The organism is Herbidospora sp. RD11066 (assembly GCF_054661255.1).
In genome coordinates, this window is the sequence record NZ_BAAGDO010000008.1 from 84,669 (window position 1) to 105,632 (window position 20,964).

Annotated in this window: 21 protein-coding genes; 13 read left to right on the forward strand and 8 right to left on the reverse strand. The window is 70.4% G+C overall.

The features are described 5' to 3' along the window. The first annotated feature begins 621 nt into the window (after positions 1 to 621). From ACYQ78_RS27795 to ACYQ78_RS27825, 7 genes are all read left to right on the forward strand, one after another. The gene (locus tag ACYQ78_RS27795; protein ID WP_459803878.1) at positions 622 to 846 is read left to right on the forward strand and encodes a hypothetical protein; all 225 of its coding nucleotides are present in this window, start codon (positions 622 to 624) and stop codon (positions 844 to 846) included. Continuing rightward, positions 761 to 1,522, forward strand: a complete 762-nt coding sequence (locus ACYQ78_RS27800) for a hypothetical protein (protein WP_459803879.1) — start codon at positions 761 to 763, stop codon at positions 1,520 to 1,522. Before ACYQ78_RS27795 ends, ACYQ78_RS27800 begins: the two co-directional genes overlap by 86 nt. Positions 1,523 to 1,670: 148 nt before the next feature. Next, entirely contained in the window at positions 1,671 to 2,327 is a 657-nt protein-coding gene (locus ACYQ78_RS27805) for an SRPBCC family protein (RefSeq protein WP_459803880.1), read from the forward strand. Between the two features lie 33 nt (positions 2,328 to 2,360). Continuing rightward, positions 2,361 to 3,257: a hypothetical protein gene (locus ACYQ78_RS27810; protein WP_459803881.1), complete on the forward strand. Its 897-nt coding sequence runs from the start codon at positions 2,361 to 2,363 to the stop codon at positions 3,255 to 3,257. A gap of 38 nt (positions 3,258 to 3,295) precedes the next feature. Beyond that, positions 3,296 to 3,943, forward strand: a complete 648-nt coding sequence (locus ACYQ78_RS27815) for a DsbA family oxidoreductase (RefSeq protein WP_459803882.1) — start codon at positions 3,296 to 3,298, stop codon at positions 3,941 to 3,943. Between the two features lie 283 nt (positions 3,944 to 4,226). Continuing rightward, positions 4,227 to 6,245 carry a hydantoinase/oxoprolinase family protein gene (locus ACYQ78_RS27820; RefSeq protein WP_459803883.1) on the forward strand — a complete coding sequence of 673 codons (2,019 nt, stop codon included), beginning with the start codon at positions 4,227 to 4,229 and terminating at the stop codon, positions 6,243 to 6,245. Continuing rightward, a complete protein-coding gene (locus ACYQ78_RS27825; protein ID WP_459803884.1) occupies positions 6,232 to 8,049 on the forward strand; it encodes a hydantoinase B/oxoprolinase family protein in 1,818 nt (605 codons plus the stop codon). Before ACYQ78_RS27820 ends, ACYQ78_RS27825 begins: the two co-directional genes overlap by 14 nt. Before the next feature lie 3 nt (positions 8,050 to 8,052). On the opposite strand, the gene ACYQ78_RS27830 is transcribed toward ACYQ78_RS27825, so the two are convergent. Further along, positions 8,053 to 8,691, reverse strand: a complete 639-nt coding sequence (locus ACYQ78_RS27830; RefSeq protein WP_459803885.1) for a hemerythrin domain-containing protein — start codon at positions 8,689 to 8,691, stop codon at positions 8,053 to 8,055. On the opposite strand from ACYQ78_RS27830, the gene ACYQ78_RS27835 reads away from it, so the two are divergent. Then, positions 8,690 to 9,877, forward strand: a complete 1,188-nt coding sequence (locus ACYQ78_RS27835; RefSeq protein WP_459803886.1) for a helix-turn-helix transcriptional regulator — start codon at positions 8,690 to 8,692, stop codon at positions 9,875 to 9,877. The genes ACYQ78_RS27830 and ACYQ78_RS27835 overlap by 2 nt on opposite strands. 61 nt (positions 9,878 to 9,938) lie before the next feature. Here the strand turns inward: ACYQ78_RS27835 and ACYQ78_RS27840 are convergent, their stop codons facing one another. Beyond that, positions 9,939 to 11,060 carry a ricin-type beta-trefoil lectin domain protein gene (locus tag ACYQ78_RS27840; protein WP_459803887.1) on the reverse strand — a complete coding sequence of 374 codons (1,122 nt, stop codon included), beginning with the start codon at positions 11,058 to 11,060 and terminating at the stop codon, positions 9,939 to 9,941. Continuing rightward, positions 11,057 to 12,775 (reverse strand): RICIN domain-containing protein, encoded by a 1,719-nt coding sequence (locus ACYQ78_RS27845; RefSeq protein WP_459803888.1) that lies wholly within the window; start codon positions 12,773 to 12,775, stop codon positions 11,057 to 11,059. Before ACYQ78_RS27845 ends, ACYQ78_RS27840 begins: the two co-directional genes overlap by 4 nt. 339 nt (positions 12,776 to 13,114) lie before the next feature. Between ACYQ78_RS27845 and ACYQ78_RS27850 the strand changes: the two genes are divergently transcribed. Continuing rightward, positions 13,115 to 13,555, forward strand: coding sequence for a GNAT family N-acetyltransferase (locus tag ACYQ78_RS27850; protein ID WP_459803889.1), 441 nt, complete (start codon positions 13,115 to 13,117; stop codon positions 13,553 to 13,555). Here the strand turns inward: ACYQ78_RS27850 and ACYQ78_RS27855 are convergent. Continuing rightward, positions 13,533 to 14,096 carry a uridine kinase family protein gene (locus ACYQ78_RS27855; RefSeq protein WP_459803890.1) on the reverse strand — a complete coding sequence of 188 codons (564 nt, stop codon included), beginning with the start codon at positions 14,094 to 14,096 and terminating at the stop codon, positions 13,533 to 13,535. The two genes, ACYQ78_RS27850 and ACYQ78_RS27855, sit on opposite strands and share 23 nt — an antisense overlap. Before the next feature lie 73 nt (positions 14,097 to 14,169). Here ACYQ78_RS27855 and ACYQ78_RS27860 point away from each other — a divergent pair, with 73 nt between their 5' ends. The 4 genes from ACYQ78_RS27860 to ACYQ78_RS27875 all read left to right on the forward strand — a co-directional run bounded on the left by ACYQ78_RS27860 (position 14,170) and on the right by ACYQ78_RS27875 (position 18,437). Beyond that, a complete protein-coding gene (locus ACYQ78_RS27860) occupies positions 14,170 to 15,324 on the forward strand; it encodes a CaiB/BaiF CoA transferase family protein (protein WP_459803891.1) in 1,155 nt (384 codons plus the stop codon). Positions 15,325 to 15,338: 14 nt separating this feature from the next. Continuing rightward, positions 15,339 to 16,829: a carboxyl transferase domain-containing protein gene (locus tag ACYQ78_RS27865; protein ID WP_459803892.1), complete on the forward strand. Its 1,491-nt coding sequence runs from the start codon at positions 15,339 to 15,341 to the stop codon at positions 16,827 to 16,829. Positions 16,830 to 17,328: 499 nt separating this feature from the next. Continuing rightward, positions 17,329 to 17,517: a hypothetical protein gene (locus tag ACYQ78_RS27870; RefSeq protein WP_459803893.1), complete on the forward strand. Its 189-nt coding sequence runs from the start codon at positions 17,329 to 17,331 to the stop codon at positions 17,515 to 17,517. A 14-nt stretch (positions 17,518 to 17,531) separates the two neighbouring features. Further along, positions 17,532 to 18,437: a hypothetical protein gene (locus ACYQ78_RS27875; RefSeq protein WP_459803894.1), complete on the forward strand. Its 906-nt coding sequence runs from the start codon at positions 17,532 to 17,534 to the stop codon at positions 18,435 to 18,437. Here the strand turns inward: ACYQ78_RS27875 and ACYQ78_RS27880 are convergent. From ACYQ78_RS27880 to ACYQ78_RS27895, 4 genes are read right to left on the reverse strand one after another with little or no spacing between them, the layout of a single operon-like run. Next, positions 18,434 to 18,850, reverse strand: coding sequence for a hypothetical protein (locus tag ACYQ78_RS27880; protein ID WP_459803895.1), 417 nt, complete (start codon positions 18,848 to 18,850; stop codon positions 18,434 to 18,436). The two genes, ACYQ78_RS27875 and ACYQ78_RS27880, sit on opposite strands and share 4 nt — an antisense overlap. Beyond that, a complete protein-coding gene (locus ACYQ78_RS27885) occupies positions 18,847 to 19,305 on the reverse strand; it encodes a hypothetical protein (RefSeq protein WP_459803896.1) in 459 nt (152 codons plus the stop codon). Before ACYQ78_RS27885 ends, ACYQ78_RS27880 begins: the two co-directional genes overlap by 4 nt. A 50-nt stretch (positions 19,306 to 19,355) precedes the next feature. Beyond that, positions 19,356 to 20,138, reverse strand: a complete 783-nt coding sequence (locus ACYQ78_RS27890; RefSeq protein ID WP_459803897.1) for a carbon-nitrogen hydrolase family protein — start codon at positions 20,136 to 20,138, stop codon at positions 19,356 to 19,358. After that, positions 20,068 to 20,961 (reverse strand): DUF418 domain-containing protein, encoded by an 894-nt coding sequence (locus tag ACYQ78_RS27895; RefSeq protein WP_459803898.1) that lies wholly within the window; start codon positions 20,959 to 20,961, stop codon positions 20,068 to 20,070. The genes ACYQ78_RS27890 and ACYQ78_RS27895 overlap by 71 nt, the downstream gene beginning before the upstream one ends. Positions 20,962 to 20,964: the final 3 nt, after the last annotated feature.

Sequence of the window (20,964 nt, forward strand, 5' to 3'; positions counted from 1 at the left end):
GCAGGGTGGGCAGGCACCTGAAATCGGCGATTGGGGGCGGGAGCGGCAGCTAGGTGTGCGCCGTGGGGCGGGCTCGGGGTCAAGCGTGGGTGGGGGCCAGGAACCGAGTGGGTTCGGCGTGCCGGGACGCAGGCTCGGTGTCAGGCATGGGTGGGTGTCGGGATCCCAATGGTTCAGCGTGCGTCGGGAATCGGCGTGCGTCGGGAATCGGCGTGCGTTGGGAGTGGGCGGTTCAGCTGGGCGCGGTTCGCCGGGCACCTGAAATCGGCGATTCGGGGTGGGGCGGCGGGGTGTGGTCGGCCTGGCCACACAGATGGTGGGTGCTGCTGGTCTTGCGGGGATGGGTCCGCTGGTGGGAGCTCGCGCTTTGGTGGCTCTCGGGTGAGGATTTCGTGGCGGGGAGATTTTGTGTCGATATATTTCCGCACGGTTCGACGGACATATGGCGTTATGGCTCCGCATTGGAACTCCAGCGGGCTGTGGATAGCGGATTCTTGTGGGAATAACGGCCTTTAAGATTTGTCGCGTCCCGCCCTGTCGAGATACGAATCCGCAGGGGCATACTCGTACACGAAAGCCTGGACCGTTCCTTGGAAGATCGCGAAGGAGGCCGTCATGGTCATGCACGCACAAGTGACTCCTCCCCCGAGGACTCCCGCCGACGACGAGCTGGGCGACGACGACCCGGGCTATGTCATCCTGACCGACGAGGAGTTCGCGGAGGCCAAGCAGCGAGCGCTCGACTCGGTGGGTCTCACCTATGAGCAGCTCGCAGAGCAGGCCCGGCAGCACCGGTTCTCCTCATTCGAGGCCAAGCAAGTCTGGTTTCTCTTCAGTCAAGGCTGAGTTCAAGCAGGCCGGGATCGCCGGCCGTGCCTTCGCCGACCGGCTCGAACGTCTGCTCAACACGACGATCTGCGACAACGTCAAGCTGGGTGTCGCCGTCACCTCAACCCCGAGCGCCGAGGTGCGCATCGGCTTCGGGGTCACCAAGAACTCGCTGGTCAGCGGGGAGTTCCCGGTGGGTGCGTCGAGGTGGCGGCGGGCCTTCATGAAACTCGCCTACAACATGTTCCTCGATGCGTCCAGCGGCCGTCTGCGCATGACGACGAGTGCGATCGCGATCAACGCGGCCGATGAGGGCGGGCTCCGGTTGTGCCACTGGGACTATGAGCGGGACAAAGAGCGGGGATATGCCGACGCTCATCTACACATTTATGGCAAATCGGACGCCGAGGAATTCTGGCGCCCCCGCCTGGTCAATCCCGGGCTGGAGAAATTACATTTTCCGGTCGGTGGGCGCCGATTCCGGCCGACCCTCGAAGACGTGATCTCTTTCCTGGTCACCGAGGGAATCTGTGAAGGTCGCGAGGGCTGGCTGGCCGCGATCGAGGCCAGCCGGGCCGAGTATGAATGGGAACAGCTGGGTGCCGCGATCCGGCGTGACGGGGAAGGTGCGGCCACCTGGCTGCGGACTCTCGGTTACGAGGTCACACCCCCCGTGGTCACGCCGCCCGCCTGAGCGGACCCCCGGCCGTTTACGCTGTGATCGTCGTCGCTGGTGGTTCGTGGACATCTGTACGGTCTTCGCGCTCCTGGGCGGCAGATGTTGCCGTACTCGCCGATCGCCGGGATTCCCTAGTGTGCTCGGCAACCGAGGGAGGTTGGCCGTGAAGGTCGTCGGCAGTGCCCTTATCGGGGCGGAGCGGTCGAAGGTCTGGGACGCACTGCAGGATCCCGCCGTGCTGGTGCGCACGATTCCCGGCTGTCAGCGCCTGGAGGCGGTCGGAGACGACGTCTACACCATGACCATCTCGGCGGGTGTGGCGTCCATCAAGGGGGTCTACCAGGGGCAGGTCGCGCTGACCGAGCCGAAGGTGCCCGACTCGTTCGTGCTCAAGGGGCGGGGGCAGGGCGCGCCGGGGACGGTCGACGTGACCGTCCAGGTGAGGCTCACGGAGGAGTCCGGGGGGACCCGGATCGACTACGACGCCGACGCCGTCGTGGGTGGGATGGTCGGTGGGGTCGGGCAGCGGATGCTCACCTCGGTGGCCAAGAAGATGGCGGGGGAGTTCTTCGCCGCCGTCGAGAACGACATCCTGGCGGTGCCCGCGCTGACGCTCGTGCAGGGTGAGGGGCCCGTCGCCGTTCCCGTGGTGCACCCCGCCTCCGCGCCCGCCGTGTTCACGCGGCCCGAGGCGCCGGTGAAAGCGCGTCGGGAAGGTCCGCGGGCCTGGCCTCTTCTGGCCGCTTTCGGGATGGGTGCCGGGATCGCCCTGGGAAGTGCCGTCATCGGGTGGCTTCTCGGACGTGCGAAGAAACGGTAGCGATCGGGCGATCTTTGGGCGTACGTTGTCCGCATGCGGGAGTCGCACGCGGAGGACGCTCGGGCCGAGGCACGAAGGCTGACCACCGACCTGCTGGGAGAGGACCGTCCAACGGCGGGCACCCTCCTGCGGGAGGCGCAGGCCGTGCTGGGGCGTGAACGCACCCGCCGCATCGCGGATCTGGTCCGTCTCGCCCCACTGACTCGGCGCTCAGCCGAACTGGCGGCCGTCGCCGCGCTCCTCGTCGGGACCGATGAGCTCGGCGGCGGTTGGTGGACCGTCAGTCGCGACGGAAAGCTGCCCGCTCCCGAAGAAGCACTGGTCAAGGCCCGGCCGATCGAGCCGTGGGGTGACCTGACCGTTCTTGAGACGCTGGCCGGGTGGATCTCCGACGACGTCGCCGACACCCTCTGGGGTGCGCCCGTCGGGACCGCCGACCTCAACTCCTGGCAGGCCGAAGACCGCGTTCCGGTTCCCCCGGGTGCGCGGGCGGGGGCCAAGCTGGTCGTGGCGTTCGACGCCGGGGGCCGGCTCGACGCCGTGGTGGTGCGCCGGCTCGACGACGAACTCGGCACCAACCTCGACTTCAACTCCCTGCGTTACGCGCGTCCGGCCGAGGCCCAGTGGTCGTGGGGCGTGGCCGCCGGTCTGGGGCCTCACCCGCTGCCGGGGGAGTCGCCCAGCCCGTACGAGAAGGAGATCGACCCGAAGACCGGCCACGTGCTGCGCGAGTGGACGATCCGGCACGGCGCCTCCACCGACGAGACCGGGCCCGCGTGGCAGACCGTGGGCGATGTCGTCGCGGCGGTCGAGCGGCTCGACTGGATGTGGCGCAGCGCCGAATGGTTCGCCTGGTGGCGGGCGGTGTCAGCCCTGGTCGACGGGCACGACGAGCAGCTCACCGGGCGCCTGCACGATCTGGCGAGATAACCGGGAATCGGCCATACCCGGCATCGGTTGCAGCCGATGTGAAGGTTGAGATCTTTTCCGACGTCATCTGCCCGTGGTGTTACATCGGGCACACCCGCTTCAACGCGGCGGTCCGCGCCTACGGCAAGCCCGTGCAGGTGGCCTACCGGCCGTTCCAGCTCTCCCCGGACGCCGTCAGCGACGGCACGCCGCTCACGGTCTACCTGGAGCAGCGGTTCGGGAAGCAGTCCCTCCAGATGATCTCCCGTGTGGTCGGCGTGGCGGCCGAGGACGGGCTCGATCTCCAGTACGACCACGCGATCGGCGCCAACACGCTGGAGGCCCACCGGCTGATCTGGCTGGCGCAGCGTGAGGGCAAGGCCCCCGGCATGGCCGACCGGCTGTTCCGCGCCCACTTCACCGACGGGCTCGACGTCGGTGACGCCGCCGTGCTGGCGAAGATCGCCGACGAGGTCGGGGTGGCCGACACCGGCGAGGGCACTGAGGAGGTCAAGGCGGAGATCGACCGGGCCCGGCAGCTGGGCATCACCGGGGTGCCGCTGTTCCTGTTCGAGGACAAGTACGCCGTGTCCGGCGCGCAGCCGGTCGAGGCGCTGGTCGGTGCGCTGCGCGAGGTCGAGCAGCGTGAACCGCTGTCGGTCCCGCAGGGTGACGCGTGCGAGGACGGGTACTGCCTCGTCGGATAGCGAGCCCGGCTCAGGTCTTCGAGCTGAGCCGGAAGCCCGGTTTTCGGTCGACCGAAATTACGCCAAGGGTTGTGATGTCCAAGGTTTTGCCTAAAAACGGGCCCTCGGGGTGACCGCTCCCACGCCACCGCCCGAAACGGCTACAACCCCGTTGACCTGGGGCCACACGTTCCTCACCGGCCGGAGGTTCACGGCCCGGCCGGGCAGGCTGTGACGAGTATTTTGGGATTCTTCGGCACAACCCGCTGATTCCCCACGTCGGGCAGGTCGGTAGAAACGGGGCATGTACAGCGTCCGAATCGGTGTCGACACGGGTGGCACGTTCACCGACGTGGTGCTCGTCGACGAGCGCACCGGCCAGATCGTGACGACCAAGACCCCGTCGACGCCGTCGAATCCGGCCGACGGGTTCCTCGCCGGAGTCGCCAAAGTCCTGGAACTCCACGGCGGTGGCCACGATCTGGCGAGCGTCTCGGCCCTGGTCCACGGCACGACCGTGGCCACCAACCAGCTCCTGGAAGACCGCCCCGACCGGTCGGACCATCTCGGCTTCATCACCACCGAGGGCTTCGAGTTCATTCTGGAGATCGCCCGCCAGAGCGTCCCGGACGGTTACGGCAACTCCTACTTCTGGGTGAAGCCGCCCCGGATCGTTCCGGTGCACCGGGTGAAGACCGTGCCCGGCCGCCTCGACCACACGGGGGCCGAGGTCCGGCCGTTCGACGACGACGCGGCGGCGGAGGCCGCGCGGCGGCTGCGCGACCAGGGGGTCACCGCGATCGGGGTGTGCTTCCTGCACGCGTACGCGAACCCCGACCACGAGCGGCGGATGCGCGACGTGCTGGCCCGCGAGCACCCCGAGGCCGTGGTGTCGCTGTCGAGCGACGTGCTGCGGGAGTACCGCGAATACGAGCGCTCGGTCACCACGCTGGTCGACGCCGCGGTGAAGCCGATCATGCGGACGTACATAGGAAATCTCTCCGAGCGCCTCGGCCGGGGCTTCTCGGTGATGAAGAGCAACGGCGGGGTGCTGTCGGCGGCGGAGGTCGTCAACCAGCCCATCACCACCGTCCTGTCCGGCCCGGCGGCCGGCGCCCTCGGCGCCGCGCTGATCGCCGGGACGGCCGGGCACCAGAGCGTGATCACCCTGGACGGCGGCGGCACCAGCACCGACGTCGCCGTCATCGTCGACGGGGAGCCCTCCCAGACCACGGAGGGCTCCATCGGGCGTTACCCCTGCAAGATCCCCATGATCGACATCGTGACCGTCGGAGCGGGCGGCGGCTCGGTGGCGTGGATCTCGCCGGAGGGGACGTTGAAGGTCGGCCCCCGTTCCGCGGGGGCCGACCCCGGCCCGATCTGTTACGGCAAGGGCGGCACCGAGGTCACCGTGACCGACGCCCACGTGTTCCTCGGCCGGGTCCCCCCGCACCTGCTCGGCGGCGAGATCCCGCTCGACGCGGCGGCGGCCAAGGCCGGGATCGAGGGTCTGGCCGCCAAACTCGGCCTCACCCCCGAGCGCTGCGCGACCGGCATCCTGGAGATCAGCGCCTTCAACCAGTCGAACGCGATCCGCCAGATCACCGTCAAGCGCGGCCTCGACGTGCGCGACTTCCCGATGGTGGCGTTCGGCGGCTCGGGACCGCTCCTGGTCTGCCGTCTCCTGGACGTCATGGGCCTGCGGAGCGCCATCGTCCCGCCCGACCCCGGGAACGTGTCGGCCTTCGGCCTGCTCACCGTGGACGTCAAGAACGACTACGTGCGCACCCACGTGACCACGACCCCCGACCCGGACGAGATCGAGCAGATCTTCCAGGACCTGGAGGCCCAGGCCGCTGAGGCGCTGACCAGGGAGGGCTTCGACGACCACGTCTACGTCCGCACCGCCGACCTGCGCTACTACGGCCAGGCCTACGAGGTGCGGGTCCCCGCGGGCGGCGACGTCGAGGCCCGGTTCCACGAGGCGCACCAGAAGCTCTACGGCTACGGCTACCGGGACGACCCCCGGCACGCCGTCGAGTGGGTCAACCTCCGCGTGAGCGGGATCGGCCCGATCACCCGACCGGCCATCGCCCGCCGCCACGAGCAGATCGAGGAGGCCACCCCGCTCTGCACCCGGGACGTCCACTTCGACGGCTGGGCCCGCACCGTCATCTACCGCCGCCGCGACCTGGGCGCCGGCGCGGTGGTCCACGGCCCGGCCGTGATCGAGGAGTACGGCTCCACCCTCCCGCTCCACCCCGGCTTCACCGCCGTGATGGACGACTACGGCAACCTGGAGGTGCGCCGTGACCTTGGCTGACCCGATCCTGATCGAGATCGTCGAGGGGACGCTGGCGTCGGTGGAGATGGAGGTCGAGACCGCCATCGCCCGGACGGCCCGCTCGCCCATGATCCGCGACGCGCACGACTTCCGCGCGGGCATCCACGACGTGCGGCTCCGCAAGCTGACCGGCCGTTCCTACAGCGCTCTCGTGCAGCCGATCGTCCGCGATTTCCCGATCGAGACGATGAACCCCGGGGACGTCTTCTTCCACAACGACGTCTACCTGTCCGAGGGCGGGATCGGCCACCTGCCCGACCTGTGCGTGACCGTGCCCGTCTTCCACGACGGCGAGGTGGTCGCGTTCGTGCAGGCCTTCGGCCACCACGACGACATCGGCGGGGCCTGCCCCGGCTCGATGCCCTCGGGCGCGCGCAGCGTGTTCGAAGAGGGCCTGATGGTCCCGCCGATCCGGCTCTGGGACCGGGGCGTGCCCAACGACGCCGCGCTGCGGATCATGACCCGCAACTCCCGCATGCCCGACTCGCTGGCCGGTGACCTCGACGCCGAGTGCTCGGCCTGCCTGATGGGCGCCCGGCGCCTGGGCGAGCTGTTCGACCGCTACGGCCGCGAGGCCGTGGAGTCGTGCTTCGACGCGATCCTCACCAAGACGACCGAGACCTTCCGGCGCGAGCTGCTCGCGAAGATCCCCGAGGGCGTGCACGTCTGGGAGGACTACGCCGAGCACGACGGCGTCGACGAACCCCGCCTGCACGCCCAGCGGATCACCATGAAGGTCGACCACTCCGCCGCCGAGCCCCTGGTGATCGACTTCACCGGCACCTCGCCGCAGGCCAAGGGCCCGATCAACCACGCGGGCGACTACGCCGACGGGGTGTTCCTGAAGAAGTGGCTGGCCCCGATCCTGCGGAACCTGGCCGACACCCCCGAGCGGATGGCCGAACTCGACGTGAACGAGGGCGTCGTTCCCCTGATCAAGATGGTCTTCCCGGAGAAGGGCACCCTGCTCACGCCGATCTTCCCGGCCCCCACCAACGCGCGGACCTTCGTGATCCTGCGCCTGCTGGGCGTGCTGGCCGGGGTGTTGGCCAAGGCGACCGGCGGCCGGATGCCCGCCGACCAGGAGACCATCCGCTACACGGGCGTGTACGGCCACGACGCCGCCGGCAACGACTATCTGATGCGGGAGGTCCTCGGCGGCGGTTCCGGCGGCCGATGGTACGCCGACGGCGAGGACACGATCCACGTCGTGCCCGACTCCCGCAACATCCCCGTCGAGTTCGCCGAGGCCCGCTGGCCGCTGCGGGTCGAGCGGCTCGGCCTGGCCGTCGACAGCGGCGGCCCCGGCCGCTACCGGGGCGGCCTGGGCTACGACAAGCACATCCGCCTGCTGCGCGACGCCTCGTTCATGAGCATCGCCGACCGCTCGATCCTCAGCTGCTGGGGCGTCAACGGCGGCCGCGCGGGCCGCCCGTTCGTGGTGACGGTCGACGGCGTCGAGATGGACGGCCTGGTCGACGACTTCCCCGTCGCCGAGGGCCACATCGTCCGGGTGCGGACGACCGGTGGCGGCGGCTGGGGTTCGCCGTTCGACCGTGAGCCGTCCCGGGTCGCCGACGACGTGCGTGACGGCAAGGTGTCGCTGGAGGCGGCCCGGGAGGACTACGGGGTCGTCTTCGCGGACGGTCGGGTCGACGAGGCCGCCACCGAGGCGCTGCGGGCGGAGCTCCGCGTGCCGCGTGAGGCGTTCTTCGACCGGGGGCCGGGCTTCCCGAAGCTGTCGGGTGGGCTGCCGCACGCCGAGGTCGACGTCAGGGAGTGAGCCTCAGACCGCCACGGTGTGGAGTTCGGCGGCGTCGGCCGGGTCGAGGACCCGGTCGGCGATGGCCAGGACACCCGTCACCGCCTGGGGCGGCATGCGCCGGACCAGGGCGATCCGGGTCGGGCGGTCGAGCGAGGGCAGCATCAGCTCCAGGCTGATCGCCTGGATCCGCGGCGTCATCTCGGCCATGAAGGCGGCGCGGGCCGCGGCGATCTCCTCGTCGGTGCAGCGGGCCCAGATGCGCGGCATCACCACGGTCTCCTCCTCGTGCAGGTGCGGGAGGTAGGCCGCGACGAACCGGGCCAGGTCGCGGTAGAAGGCGAGCCCGGCGGCCGGGTCGGGGTGCGCGGCCAGCGCCTCGAAGGCGTCGGCCAGGTGCCGCTCCAGCTCCTCCAGGTCGGCGTGCTGCTCGGCGATCGACTCGGTGGCCTGGTGCTCGTAGGGGTCCAGGACGCGCAGGATGTGCCGGTCCTCGTGCTCGCTGTGCGACCGCAGCAGCGCCAGCAGGGGACGCCACCGCGCCGCCAGCCGCTCGACGTCGGCGGGGTCGGTCCAGTCGGTGGCCCCCGCCTGCATCGTGACCTCGAACAGGCCCCTGCGCAGGGCCTTGTGGATGTGGGTGAACAGGTCGTCTCTCTCCATGCCGGACAAGCTAGGAGCGGCGGCGGGTGCCCGGTATCCCGTGAAGACGGGGGTGGCGGGCGGGCGGCGTACGGGCGATTCTTCGGACATGGACCTCAACGACGGCCTGCGCCGGCTCGCGGTGCGGGGCGGCGACCTCACCGAGGTGCGCACGGAACTCGACCGGCTGCTGCGCCGCGCCATCGGCTACGACATCGCGGCGATCTCCACCGTCGACCCGGCCACCCTGCTCTGGACGAGCTGCTTCGTCACCGGCATCGGCTACGACGGCGGCGGCGAACGCGAGCGGATCATCTTCGACCTCGAGTTCCGCGACGCCGACCTCAACGGCTACGCCCGGCTGGCGAACGCCGCCGTCCCCGTCGCGGGCCTGCACCAGGCCACCGGCGGCCGGATCTCCGAGGCGGTCCGCTACGAACCGCTGCTGCGCGAACTCGGCGTGATCGACGAGGCGCGGGTGATGCTCCGGTCCCGCAACGGCTGCTGGGGGTCGCTGACGCTGTATCGCCGCGCGCCCGCGCCCCCGTTCGGGACGGCCGAGCTCACGGCGCTGGCCGGGGCGGTGCCCCTCATCGCCGACCTGTTCCGGCTGACCCTGCTCCGGGCCGCCTTGGCGGTCCCCGACGGGGTCGAACAGCCGCCCGGGATGCTGCTCGTGCGGTCGGGCGGGCGGGTCGAGACGCTCAGCACCCAGGCGCGGGTCTGGCTGGAGGCCGTCGACGACCGGGGCCGGATCCCGAGCGCGGTCTGGTCGGTCGCGGCCGCCGCCCAGGCCGGGAACGCACCCGCCACGGCGGCGCTGCCCGCGCGGGGCGGCCGGTGGGTGGTGCTGCACGGCTCGCCCATCGAGGGCTCGGATGATCGGGTGGCGCTCATCATCGAGGGCGCCCGGCCCGCCGTGCTGGCAGGGGTCGTCGCGCGGGCCTACGACCTGACCGCACGCGAACGCGAGGTGACCGCGCTGACCGCGCAGGGGCGCAGCACCCGCCAGATGGCCGGCGTGCTCGGCATCTCCCCGTTCACGGTGCAGGACCACCTGAAGGCGGTCTTCACCAAGACCGGCACCCACAGCCGCGGCGAACTCGTGGCCGCCCTCCACACCCGCCACTACGCCCCGAAAGCGGCGGCTGGGGCGGCCCCGAGCCCGTATGGCTGGTACCTCGATGACGGGATGCCGGCCGAGTGACCGGACCTCGGTGAAATGAAGCAGGCGCCGGTCCGAGGATGGCCCGGACCGGTGCCTGTGACTATGCCCTGGTCCAGCGTTGGTTGGCGCTGCCGTTGCAGCTCGCCACCGTGACCGAGCTGGAGTTGGCCGTTCCGGTCACCGCCAGGCACAGGTTGTTGGCCGCGCTGGTGACGGTGCCGTTGCTGTTGAAGACCCACTGCTGGTTGGTGTTGGTGTGGCAGTCCCACAGCTGGACGCGGGTGCCCGATCCGGCGCCGGTCGGGGCGTCGAGACACTTGCCCAGGGTCTGCAACTGACGGCCCGCGGAGTAGGTGAACCGTTGGTTGGGGTTGGTGTGGCAGTCGTAGATCTGGAACAGCGTGCCGTTCGCGCTGGCGCTGTTCGGCGAGTCGACACACCGTCCGGCGCCCTCGTTACGCAGCCGGAACGTCCCCGAAGGAGACGGTGACGCGCTCGGTGACGCGCTGGGCGAGGGGGACGGGTTCCCGCCGCCGGTCAGGCTGCCGGGCACTGACTGGAGGGCGGAGTACCAGACGGCCGCCATCTTGTTGTAGCCGCCCGCGTTCGGGTGGACGCCGTCGGCCAGGTCGGAGGTGGTCAGGGCGTTGTACATGTTCACCAGATGGACCCGCTTGCCCTGGCTCGCCCGGGTCTGGACGATGCCGGGGATCGCCGCGTTGAACGTCTGGACGGCCGAATTGGCCCCCGACAAAGGGATGATCGTGGCGACGAACAGTTCGGTGTTCGGGGCCTGGGTGGTGATGCGGTCGATCAGGGTGGCCAGCCGGTTCGGGGCGCCGCTCGGGCTGCCGAACATGTCGTTGGTGCCGATGTGCAGCAGGATCGTGCGCGGGTTGTAGGTGCGCAGCCAGTTGACGATGTTGGCGTCGATCTGGGCGATCGTCCAGCCCGAATGGCCCTCGTGGTCGTGGTCGCCGAGGCTCGACGGACCGTTGAACCCCGAACCGACGAAGTCGACCGTGTGACCGCCCTGCACCAGACGCTGCCACAGGTTGATCCGGTAGCCGCCGGGCACGTTCAGCCCGTCGGTGATCGAGTCGCCGAGCGGCATCACCCGGACGCCGCCGTTCGATTCGGCGCTGGCCGTGCCGGTGACGAACAGGGCCGCCGCCGCGATCAGCGCCGCGATGGCCGCGAGGCCGCTGATCAGGCGCCTCATGCTCGGGTCCAGCGCTGGTTGGCGCTGCCGTTGCAGCTCGCGACGGTCACGGTGCTGGAGTTCGCGGTGCCGCCGACGGCCAGGCAGAGGTTGTTGGCCGCGCTGGTGACGGTGCCGTTGCTGTTGAAGACCCACTGCTGGTTGGTGTTGGTGTGGCAGTCCCAGAGCTGGACGCGGGTGCCCGATCCGGCGCCGGTCGGGGCGTCGAGGCACTTGCCGAGGGTCTGGAGCTGACGGCCCGAGCTGTAGGTGAAGCGCTGGTTGGGGTTGGTGTGGCAGTCGTAGATCTGGAACAGGGTGCCGTTGGCGGTGGCGCTGTTCGGGGAGTCCACGCACCGTCCGGCGCCCTCGTTACGCAGCCGGAACGTCCCCGAGGGGGACGGCGAGGGCGACGGTGAGGGGCTGGCGCTGGGCGACGGAGACGGGCTGGCGCTCGGGGAAGGCGAAGGCGACGACTCGCCGCCGTCGGTGAGGGTCGGGGTGGTCCAGTCGCGCCAGCTGGCCAGGTTGCCGGTCGTGTTGGCGTGCATGTTGATCGTGCCGGTGTAGCTGCCGGTCTTCACCAGGAACTTCTGGATGTTGGACCGGAGCGGGGTCGTCCACTCGGAACGGTTGGCGCAGTGGCTGCCGTTGCTGACGTTGGAGTGGTAGGTGATGTTGGCGCCGGCACCCAGGGCCTTGTAGACCTCGGCGCCGCCCAGGGCGGCCACGGCGGCCGAGCGGGGGCCCAGGTTGGCGATGTGCGGGTTGTCCATGATGAACAGGCCGCGCGGCGCGATCATGGCCACCGCCTGGTGGGTGTCGACCGGGAGGCGGTTCGGGTTGCCGGTGAACGAGCCGAAGGCGTCGCCCAGCCACGGCTGCTCGCCGTAGGCGCTGCTGAGGCTCTGCGCGCCCTCACCCGGGATGCCGCGGAAGATCGGGACACCGGCGCTGCCGGACTCGATCGGCATGGTCAGGGCGATGCGCTGGTCGAACACGCCGACGACGAAGGCGCCCTTGCCGAAGCGGGAGCAGCCGGTGACGCCGACGTCGGCGCGCAGGATGTTGCCGCCGTTCGACTCGATGACGTCGATGATGCGGGACACGCCCCACGCCCAGGCGGCCAGCAGGCCGGTCTGGCTCGTGTTGCCGTAGATGCTGTAGAAGGCGCCCTGCTTGTTGTTCCGGGGGGTGCCCTCCCGGCCGACGCTGTAGGGGTCGTAGTTGATGGTCGCGGCCCCGGCCGCGCGGATGGCGGCGGTGTCGGCGCCGAATCCCCCCAGCACGACGACGACCGGGAACGGCCCGGTGCCGCTCGGGAGCTGCACGCTGGCCGAGAAGCTGGAGCTGCGGCCGTTGTGGCTGACGTTCACGGTGATGTTGGAGCTGGAGACGGTGCCGGTGACGGTCTGCGGCTTGCCGGGCTTCTCGCCGTAGACGAACTTCTCGGCCAGCCTCTTGGTCTCCTCGCGCTGGCAGCGCCAGTCGGCCTTGGTGGTGATCCGGGTGCCGTTGAGCCGCCTGAACGGGTCGGGCAGCCGTGAGTTGGTGGGCAGGGAGTTCAGGTCGGGGAGGGTGGGCACGGCACAGTCGGCCCCCTCGTTCTCGACCCCGACGGCCGCTACGGCCTGGGTGGTCCCCAGGGCCACCGCGCCGACGGCCGAGAGCGCCGTCGCCATCGTCAGCGCGACGATGGCCCAACGGCCCTTCGATCGGCCTAATCCGATGATCACTAGGTCGTTCCTTCCGGGTGGAGAGGGAACGGCATCCGCGCCGGGATGCCGCCTAGGTCCGCGCCGGGCGGGATCTGGGGAGAGCGTTGTTCCGCTCCGGCACTGTCGGCGAAAGTTTCTGTTCGCGTTAACAGAGGTGAACGGCGGCCCGCTGGTTTCACCGTCGGCGGGCCGCGTCAGTGATGCGGAGCAAATCCGACCCGAACAGAACCGGTCAAGAAGCGGCGCGATGAGGGGTTAGAGCGGTCCGAGGTTCGGCGTCGCGAGCTGCGAGGGCGGTTCGGGGTGGAATGTGCGGAGGTGAATCTTTCAGTTCGGTCAGGCGATATCCTCCCGGCCGTGGTGGATTGGGCGCTTCGGGCGGCATCGCCGGACGACGTGGACGCCGTGGCCGAGTTGCGCGCGGTCGTCCTGCGGCCGGACCTCGAGCGGCTCGGCCGCTACGACGAGCGGCGGGTGCGCCGGCGGCTCCGCGACGGCTTCGCCCCCGGGCACACGTGGATGATCGACGTCGGCGGCCTCTTCGCGGGCTGCGTGGCGCTACGGCCGGAACCCGGCGTCGTCTGGCTGGAGCACTTCTACCTCGACCCTGCGGTGCAGGGGAGGGGCGTCGGCTCGGCCGTGCTCGGCCTGCTGCTGGAGCGGTGCGACCGCGAGGGCGTGGTGGTCCGGCTGAACGTGCTCCGGGGCAGCCCGGCCCGCCGCCTGTACGAACGCCACGGCTTCACCCTCGACACCGAGGACGACGTGGACGTCTTCATGACCCGCGCGCCCAGGTGACCCCGAACGTCGTGCCGTCGACGAACGCGTCGGCTTCCACCGGTTCACGGGCGAACCACGCGTCCTCGGCCGCCGTCCACGCGATCCAGTCGTCGGTGTGCTCGACCCCGTCGCGGGCGGCCACGCGCGCCCGACGGATCTCCCGGGGCACCTCCACCCACACCCGGATCGCCGCCGGGCACGACCGGCGCCCCACGCTGACGCCCTCGACGATGACGACGGGGACGGGCGGCACTTCCAGGCGTTCGGCGTAGGTTCCCCGGCGCCAGTCGTACCGGAGAAAAGAGGCCTGTGAGCCTTTTTGCAGTGGTTCGAGCACGTCGCGGGTGAGATGGACGAACCAGGATTCGGGGCCCTGGTCCCAGGGGATGGGGAAGTCGTCGCTGTGCACCACGGGGGCACCGCCGAGCGCCTCGGAGAGCAGCCCGGCGAAGGTGGTCTTCCCCGAGCCGCCGGGCCCGTCGATCGCGACCAGCCGCACCGGTCCGCACGACGGCTCCAGCAGGGTGATCCGGGCGGCCAGGTCGGTGACGGTCGGCATGCCCCGATCGTGCCAGCAACGGGCGATACGGGTAGCCTGCGGGCTCCCCGATGGAATTTCGGAAGGACTGATCGTGCAGGGACCCCTCACCGGTGTCGTGGTGCTCGACCTGTCCCGGGCGCTGGCCGGCCCTCACGCGGCCCAGATGCTCGGTGACCTCGGCGCCCATGTGATCAAGATCGAGAACCCGCAGGGGGGTGACGACTCGCGCGGCTGGGGGCCGCCCTTCGTCGGGCCCGACGGCGACATCTCGACCTATTTCCTGTCGGCCAACCGCAACAAGCTGTCGATCACGCTCGACCTCAAGGCCGAAAGTGACCGTGAGACGCTGACCCGGCTGATCCGGCAGGCCGACGTCCTCATCGAGAACTTCCGCTCCGGCGTGCTGGCCCGCCTCGGCTTCTCCACGGAGAAGATCGAGGAGCTCAACCCGCGCATGGTGGTCCTGTCGATCACGGGTTTCGGTCACGACGGGCCCGAGGGCGGACGTCCCGGCTACGACCAGATCGCCCAGGGCGAGGCGGGGCTGATGTCGGTCACCGGGCCCCCCGGGCAGCCCCACCGCGCCGGGCCCTCGATCGCCGATCTGCTGGCCGGCATCCACGGCGCCTACGGCGTCGCCGCCGCGCTCTACGAACGCGAGAAGACCGGCAGGGGTGGCGTCGTGCGCACCTCGCTGCTGGCCTCGGTCGTCGGCGTGCACGCCTACCACGGCACCCAGTGGACGGTCGCGGGTGAGGTCCCGCAGTCCAACGGCAACCACCACGCCTCCATCGCGCCCTTCGGGGCGTTCCGCTGCGGCGACGGCATGATCCAGATCGCGGCCGGAAACGACGCCCAGTGGCGGAAGGTGGCCGAGCTCCTCCGTCTTGAGGCCCGGCCCGAATACGCCACCAACAGCGGCCGCTTCACCCACCGCGAGCGGCTCGTGAACGAGATGGAGAAGGTCCTCACCACCGAGACCCGCGACCACTGGCTCGCCAGGCTCGCCGAGGCGGGGGTGCCCGCCGGATCGATCAGGACCATCGACGAGGTCTACGCCTGGGACCAGACCCGCTCGCAGGGGCTCCTGGCCGAGGTCGACCACCCCGTGCTGGGCCCGATCGAGCTTCCCGGGCCGGTGCTCCGGTTCGACCACCACGCCCCGGGCGGCCACACCGCCCCGCCCGCGCTCGGCGCCGACAACGAGGCCGTGCTCGACTGGCTCAAGGGGAGAGAGACGCCGTGAGCCCAGAGAGACCCGTGAGACCCGACGCGCGCACCCTGATCGAGGTCGTGCTCGACCCCGGCTCGTGGGTCTCCTGGGACCGCCCGCCCGCCCAGACGGCCGCCCCCGGTTCCGACTACGCCCGCGAACTGGCCACCGCCCAGGCCAAATCGGGTTACGACGAGTCGGTCGTGACCGGTGAGGGGCGCCTCGGCGGACGGCGCGTCGCCGTGGTCGCCGGGGAGTTCTCCTTCCTCGCCGGGTCGATCGGCGTCGCGGCGGCCCAGCGCCTCGTCACCGCCGTCGAGCGGGCCACCGCCGAGCGGCTGCCGCTGCTGGCCGCGCCCGCCAGCGGGGGGACCCGCATGCAGGAGGGGGCGCTGGCGTTCGTCCAGATGGTCAAGATCACCGCCGCGGTGACGGCGCACAAGGAGGCCGGGCTTCCCTACGTCGTCTACCTGCGCCATCCCACCACCGGGGGCGTGTTCGCGTCGTGGGGGTCGCTCGGCCATGTCACCGCCGCCGAACCGGGCGCGATGATCGGCTTCCTGGGGCCGCGTGTCTTCGAGTCCCTGTACGGCTACCGCTTCCCGCAGGGCGTCCAGGAATCGGAGAACCTGTTCGCCCACGGCCTGGTCGACGCCGTGGTCCCGGCGGCCGAGGCGCGCGAGATCGCCGCCAGGGCGCTCGGCGTGCTCTGCGCGTCCAGGGACCTGCCGGTGCTGCCGCCCACCACCGAACCCGAGGCGAGAACCGACGTCCACGCCTGGGACGCCATCACCAGCTCCCGCCGCGACGACCGCCCCGGCGTGCGGACCCTGCTGAAACTCGCGGCCACCGACGTCACCCCGCTGAACGGCACCGGCGCCGGTGAGAGCGACCCGGGCCTCCTGCTGGCGCTGGCCCGCTTCGGCAGCGCCCCCGCCGTTGTCCTCGGGCAGGACCGGCGCGGGGCGCGGACCGGCCTGAAGATCGGCCCGGCGGGGCTGCGGGTGGCCAGGCGTGGCATGAAACTCGCCGAGGAACTCGGCCTTCCGCTGGTGACCGTGATCGACACGGCCGGAGCGGAGCTGTCGAAGGCGGCCGAGGAGGGTGGCCTGGCCGGGGAGATCGCCCGCTCGCTCGCCGACCTGGTCATGCTCGACGCCCCGACCGTCTGCCTGCTCCTCGGTCAGGGGTCCGGCGGCGCGGCCCTGGCGCTTCTCCCGGCCGACCGGGTGCTGGCCGCTCAGCACGCCTGGCTCTCGCCGCTGCCACCGGAAGGTGCGTCGGCGATCCTTTATCGGACGGTTGATTTCGCGCCGGAGATCGCGCAGGCGCAGGGGGTGCGGGCGGCCGACCTGAAACGAGATGGGATCGTCGACCGGATCATCGCCGAGTGCCCGGACGCCGTCTACGAACAGCCCGCCTTCACCAAACGCGTGGCCAGAGCCCTGGAGGAGGAGATCGCATCGCTCTTGGCCCAGCCCACTGAAGGGCGGGTCGATCGCCGGATCGCCCGCTATCGGGCCGTCGGGTCGACCTGAGAGCGGATGGCGATCTGCGGCCGACCCGGTCCCGCCGTTTCAGGTCATCGGCGTGCTCGCCACGTTTTCACGACAGCCAGTGTGCATTAAGCCCAGCACGGCCTATTTTATCCATGTCGTATTCATTGATTATCGCCCCGCGCAGGTAACGCCAGATCTCGGTTACGGGATAACCCCTGTGAGCCGTCGGCTTGGGGAGCGGGGGAACATGCATTCGTGGTCTTTCGCGCGGAAGGCGATTACTCTCCCCGGCTGGATCATATTGTCGATCACCGGTCTCGCGGGCTGCGCCGCTTCCGCGGAATTACCTTCGCCTGCGCCTACTCCCCGGCCGGTCACTTCCGCCGCGCCGGTCACCACTTCGGCGACGGCGGCGGTGCGGCAGGCCCCTTCGCTTCCTTCACGCGCCAAGGAGTGCCTCGCCGGTGGTGGGGACGATGTGGCGCCTGCCTGCCCCGTCGTGGGATCGAGACCCACTGTCAGACCGACCATCGAAGCGGTGCTCCCCACCCAGGAGGCCTCTGACCCGCGCACCCCGTCGCCGAGCCCGGATGGGCCCACCGAGGAGCCCACCGAGGTGCCGAGTGACGAGCCCACCGACGTGACGCGCGAAGGGTCCGGAGAGATGCCCAGCGAGGGGCCCGCCGAGGAGCCGACCGACGTGCCCAGTGACGGGCCCTCGGAGTGAGGAACCCCCGGCGGGTGCGGCGGCGTCTGGCCTTGCCCCGTGGCACGCCGACGGCCGAGGGGCAGCCCAGGACACTCGACGTGGCCGCCGTGATCACGTTCCTGCTCACCGGCAGCGCGGCCACGCTCACCTACATGGGCTACGCCTACCTCGACGGCTTCCTCAGCCACTTCTCGCTACAGCCGGCCAATCTGGGCTACCGGCCGGACGAATACCTGCTGTTCGGCCTCAACCTGTTCGCACCGTCGTTCCTGCCGTGGCTGGCGGGTGCCCCGTTGATCCTGGCCGCCGTCGTGCACCGGGCCCGGCTGGTGTCCCTCCTGCCCGCCCACCTGCGCACCGCCGGGCGGTGGCTGCGTGCGAAGCCCCCGGTGAAGATCGCGACGAACTCCGCCATCGTGGGCGCCGTCGTCACGGCCACGGGCTCCGCCCTGGCGGTCGTCACGCTTTCCGGGTGGCGGGTCGACACCACGCTGATACTGGCATTCGTCATTTTCGGCCCGCTGTTGTTGTCGTGGCCGGCGCGGGCCGTTCCCCTGGGCCGGATCGCTTTCGCCGTCGCGATCGTCATTTCCGTCTTCTGCCTGATCTGGGCCGCGTCTCTCTACGCCAGGGAACGCGGCCGGGAATTCGGTTATGCGCTCATCGCCGATCTGCCCCACCGCAACCAGGTGGCGATCTATTCGGAGGAGATGCTCGCCCTCAACGCGCCGGGCGTCGTCCGTGACACTTTCACCGGGGCCAAATACGCCTACCGATATCAAGGGCTGCGCTTTCTGCTCAGCCGCGGCGACTATTTCTATCTGATTCCGGCCATCACCCCCGCCCAATGGCTGGAAGGTCACGGACGCACCTTCGTGATCAAGGACGAGGACGACGTCCGCCTGGAGATCCTCCCCGGTGTCCGCACGCCCGGCTAGCTGGTCGACAGCGGGATGGCGATGCGTTCCACCCTGATCGAGTGGACCTCCTCGCGGGGCACGACGACCTCGTAAGCCCCGTGGTCGACCAGCCAGTAGCCGAGGGCCTCGGCCTTCAGGCCGCTGTGGCCCGTGTAGGCGATGTGCAGGCCGCCCTCCTCGCCGTCGTCCTCGTCGAGGACCAGGCAGGGTTCGCCGCCGAACTCGCCGACCGTCCGGAGGAGGACCAGGTGGTCGAGGTCTTTGATCGTGACGGCCAGGCGGTGGTAGCCGCGGCCGCGCTCGAAGCCGCGTTCGGCCGATTCGCTGAACAGGACCACGTCGTCGCCGCCGGGGCCGATCGCCGCGGGGTAGTTGCGGCCCCGGTAGGTCGCCATGAACCCCAGGCCCACTGGCTCGATGTCGGCGCTCATGCCGCCGGCCGCCACGCCAGGCCGTCGAAGGCCGCGAACAGGCGCTCGCCCTGGCGGGTGAGGTGGACGATCTCGGCGCCCGCCGGGATCGGCATGGGCATGGTGTGGAACTGCGGCACGACGTGCTCCCGCGAGGCGGTGAAGCCGTTTCCGGCGAAGGGGGGCGAATCGCTCCAGTCGCCGCCCATGTGGGGGCCGTAGGGAACGACGTAGGTGTCGATCTCCCGCGCCAGCCAGCGCAGGATGTAAAGCTCCGGCACGCCGACGACCAGCTCGGACCCCTCGAACGCGAGGTCGAGCCCGTCGACGACCGCGCGGGGGGTGGTCAGCCGCTCGCAGTCCTGCACCCGGTAGACGTAACCCGAGATCACGGTACGCCGACCGGCCAGGTATGGCACGAGCAGACGCGGCGGGATCACCTTCTGCATGCGCGTGCTCTGCCCCGGCTCAGTCATGGTGCACAGTTTACGAGTGAATGACTTCCTCACCTCCTGTTAGGAGTGATTCACCCGGCAATGTCCGCGATTGTGAATCGGCGGTGCGTCAGCGACGGCAGCGCGGCGCGGACCGCCTCGGCCCTGGCCGTGTCGATCTCGGCGGTGCCTACGCCGGGCGCGGGGCCCATGTCCCTGGTCACGACGCCCATCGGGTCGACGAGCATGCTGTGGCCGACCCCGAAGCCGTCGGTATGCGGGGGCTGGCCGACCGCGATGGTCCAGGTGGTGTTCTCGATCGCCCGGGCCCGGACCATGGTGGTCCAGTGGTCCTCCTTCAGCGGTCCCGACGCCCAGGCCGCGATCACCGCGAACACCTCGGCCCCCTGGTCGACCAGCTTCCGGAACAGCTCGGGGAAGCGCACGTCGTAACAGGTCGCCAGGCCCACCCGCAGCCCGGCCACCTCGGCCACGACCACCTCGTCGCCGGGGCTGACGAACTCCGACTCCTTCGACCCGAACGAGTCGAAGAGATGGATCTTCCGGTACGTCCCCCGCACCGTCCCGTCGGCGTCGACGGCCACGGCGGTGTTGGCGACGCGGCCCCCCACCGGCTCCCACACGCCCGCGATCAGCGCGGTGCCCGACTCGCGGGCGGCCTCGCGCAGACCGGTGACGAACGGCCCGTCGAGGGGTTCGGCGAGGTCGCCGATGTGGCGGCCGAACCGGCTCAGCGTGGCTTCGGGGAAGACGACCAGGTCGGCTCGCGCCGAGGCCAGGGCCTCACGCACGGCCTCCAGGTTCTTCTTCGGCTCGCGGTCGATCGGGATCTGTCCCAGCGCTACGACGGTCACCCGCACCAGTCTGCCCGTTCGGGACGAGTTCCATCCAGGTGAGGCACCGCCAGACCCACTCAAGAGGGCCGTAACGGAACTTCGAGAGCCACCACGTGGAGAACAGCCACTGCGCGATCAGGGTCACCGCGGTGACCATCACGACCGAGAGGAACGACTCGGCCCCGGCCGCGATGATGACGAACGAGCTGCTCACGTAGTTGGTCAGCGCCATCCGTCCCAGCGGCTCGAACACCCGGGGGCTCAGCAGCAGGAACCCCGAGGCGTAGACCGCCGCCCCGGCCAGCGACGCCGGGAACCCGCCGATGCCCTGAATCGTCAACGCGACCAGCACGACCACGCTGACCAGGAAGAACGGCAGGTTCGGTTTCGGCCCGCCGTAGTCGACGCAGGCCAGGCCCAGCAGGAACAGGCCGCCGATGAGGGTCCAGGGGTTCCCGTTGACCAGCGACCAGACGACCACGGCCAGGCCCAGCACCGGGTTGAGCCACTTGGGCAGGTAGCTGGCCGGCACCAGCACGAACACGCCGAACATGGCGTAGGGGAGCAGCACCTCGCCGGGCATCAGCCACCAGTGGCCGACGCCGAACAGCGCCAGCACGGCCAGCCGCCGCAGCATGATCAGCCGGTCGTCGTGGGCGCGCAGGAACAGGGCGAAGCTCACGCCGAACAGGAACGCGAAGATCGGATAGAAGCGGCCCTCGACGTAGCCCATGAACTCGGCGCCCTCGATCGGGCGGAGGGCGTGCTGCCAGGTGTTGACGAGCATGATCCCGCAGACCGCGAAACCCCGCAGGGCGTCCAGCTCCCGGATCCTGGCCATGCG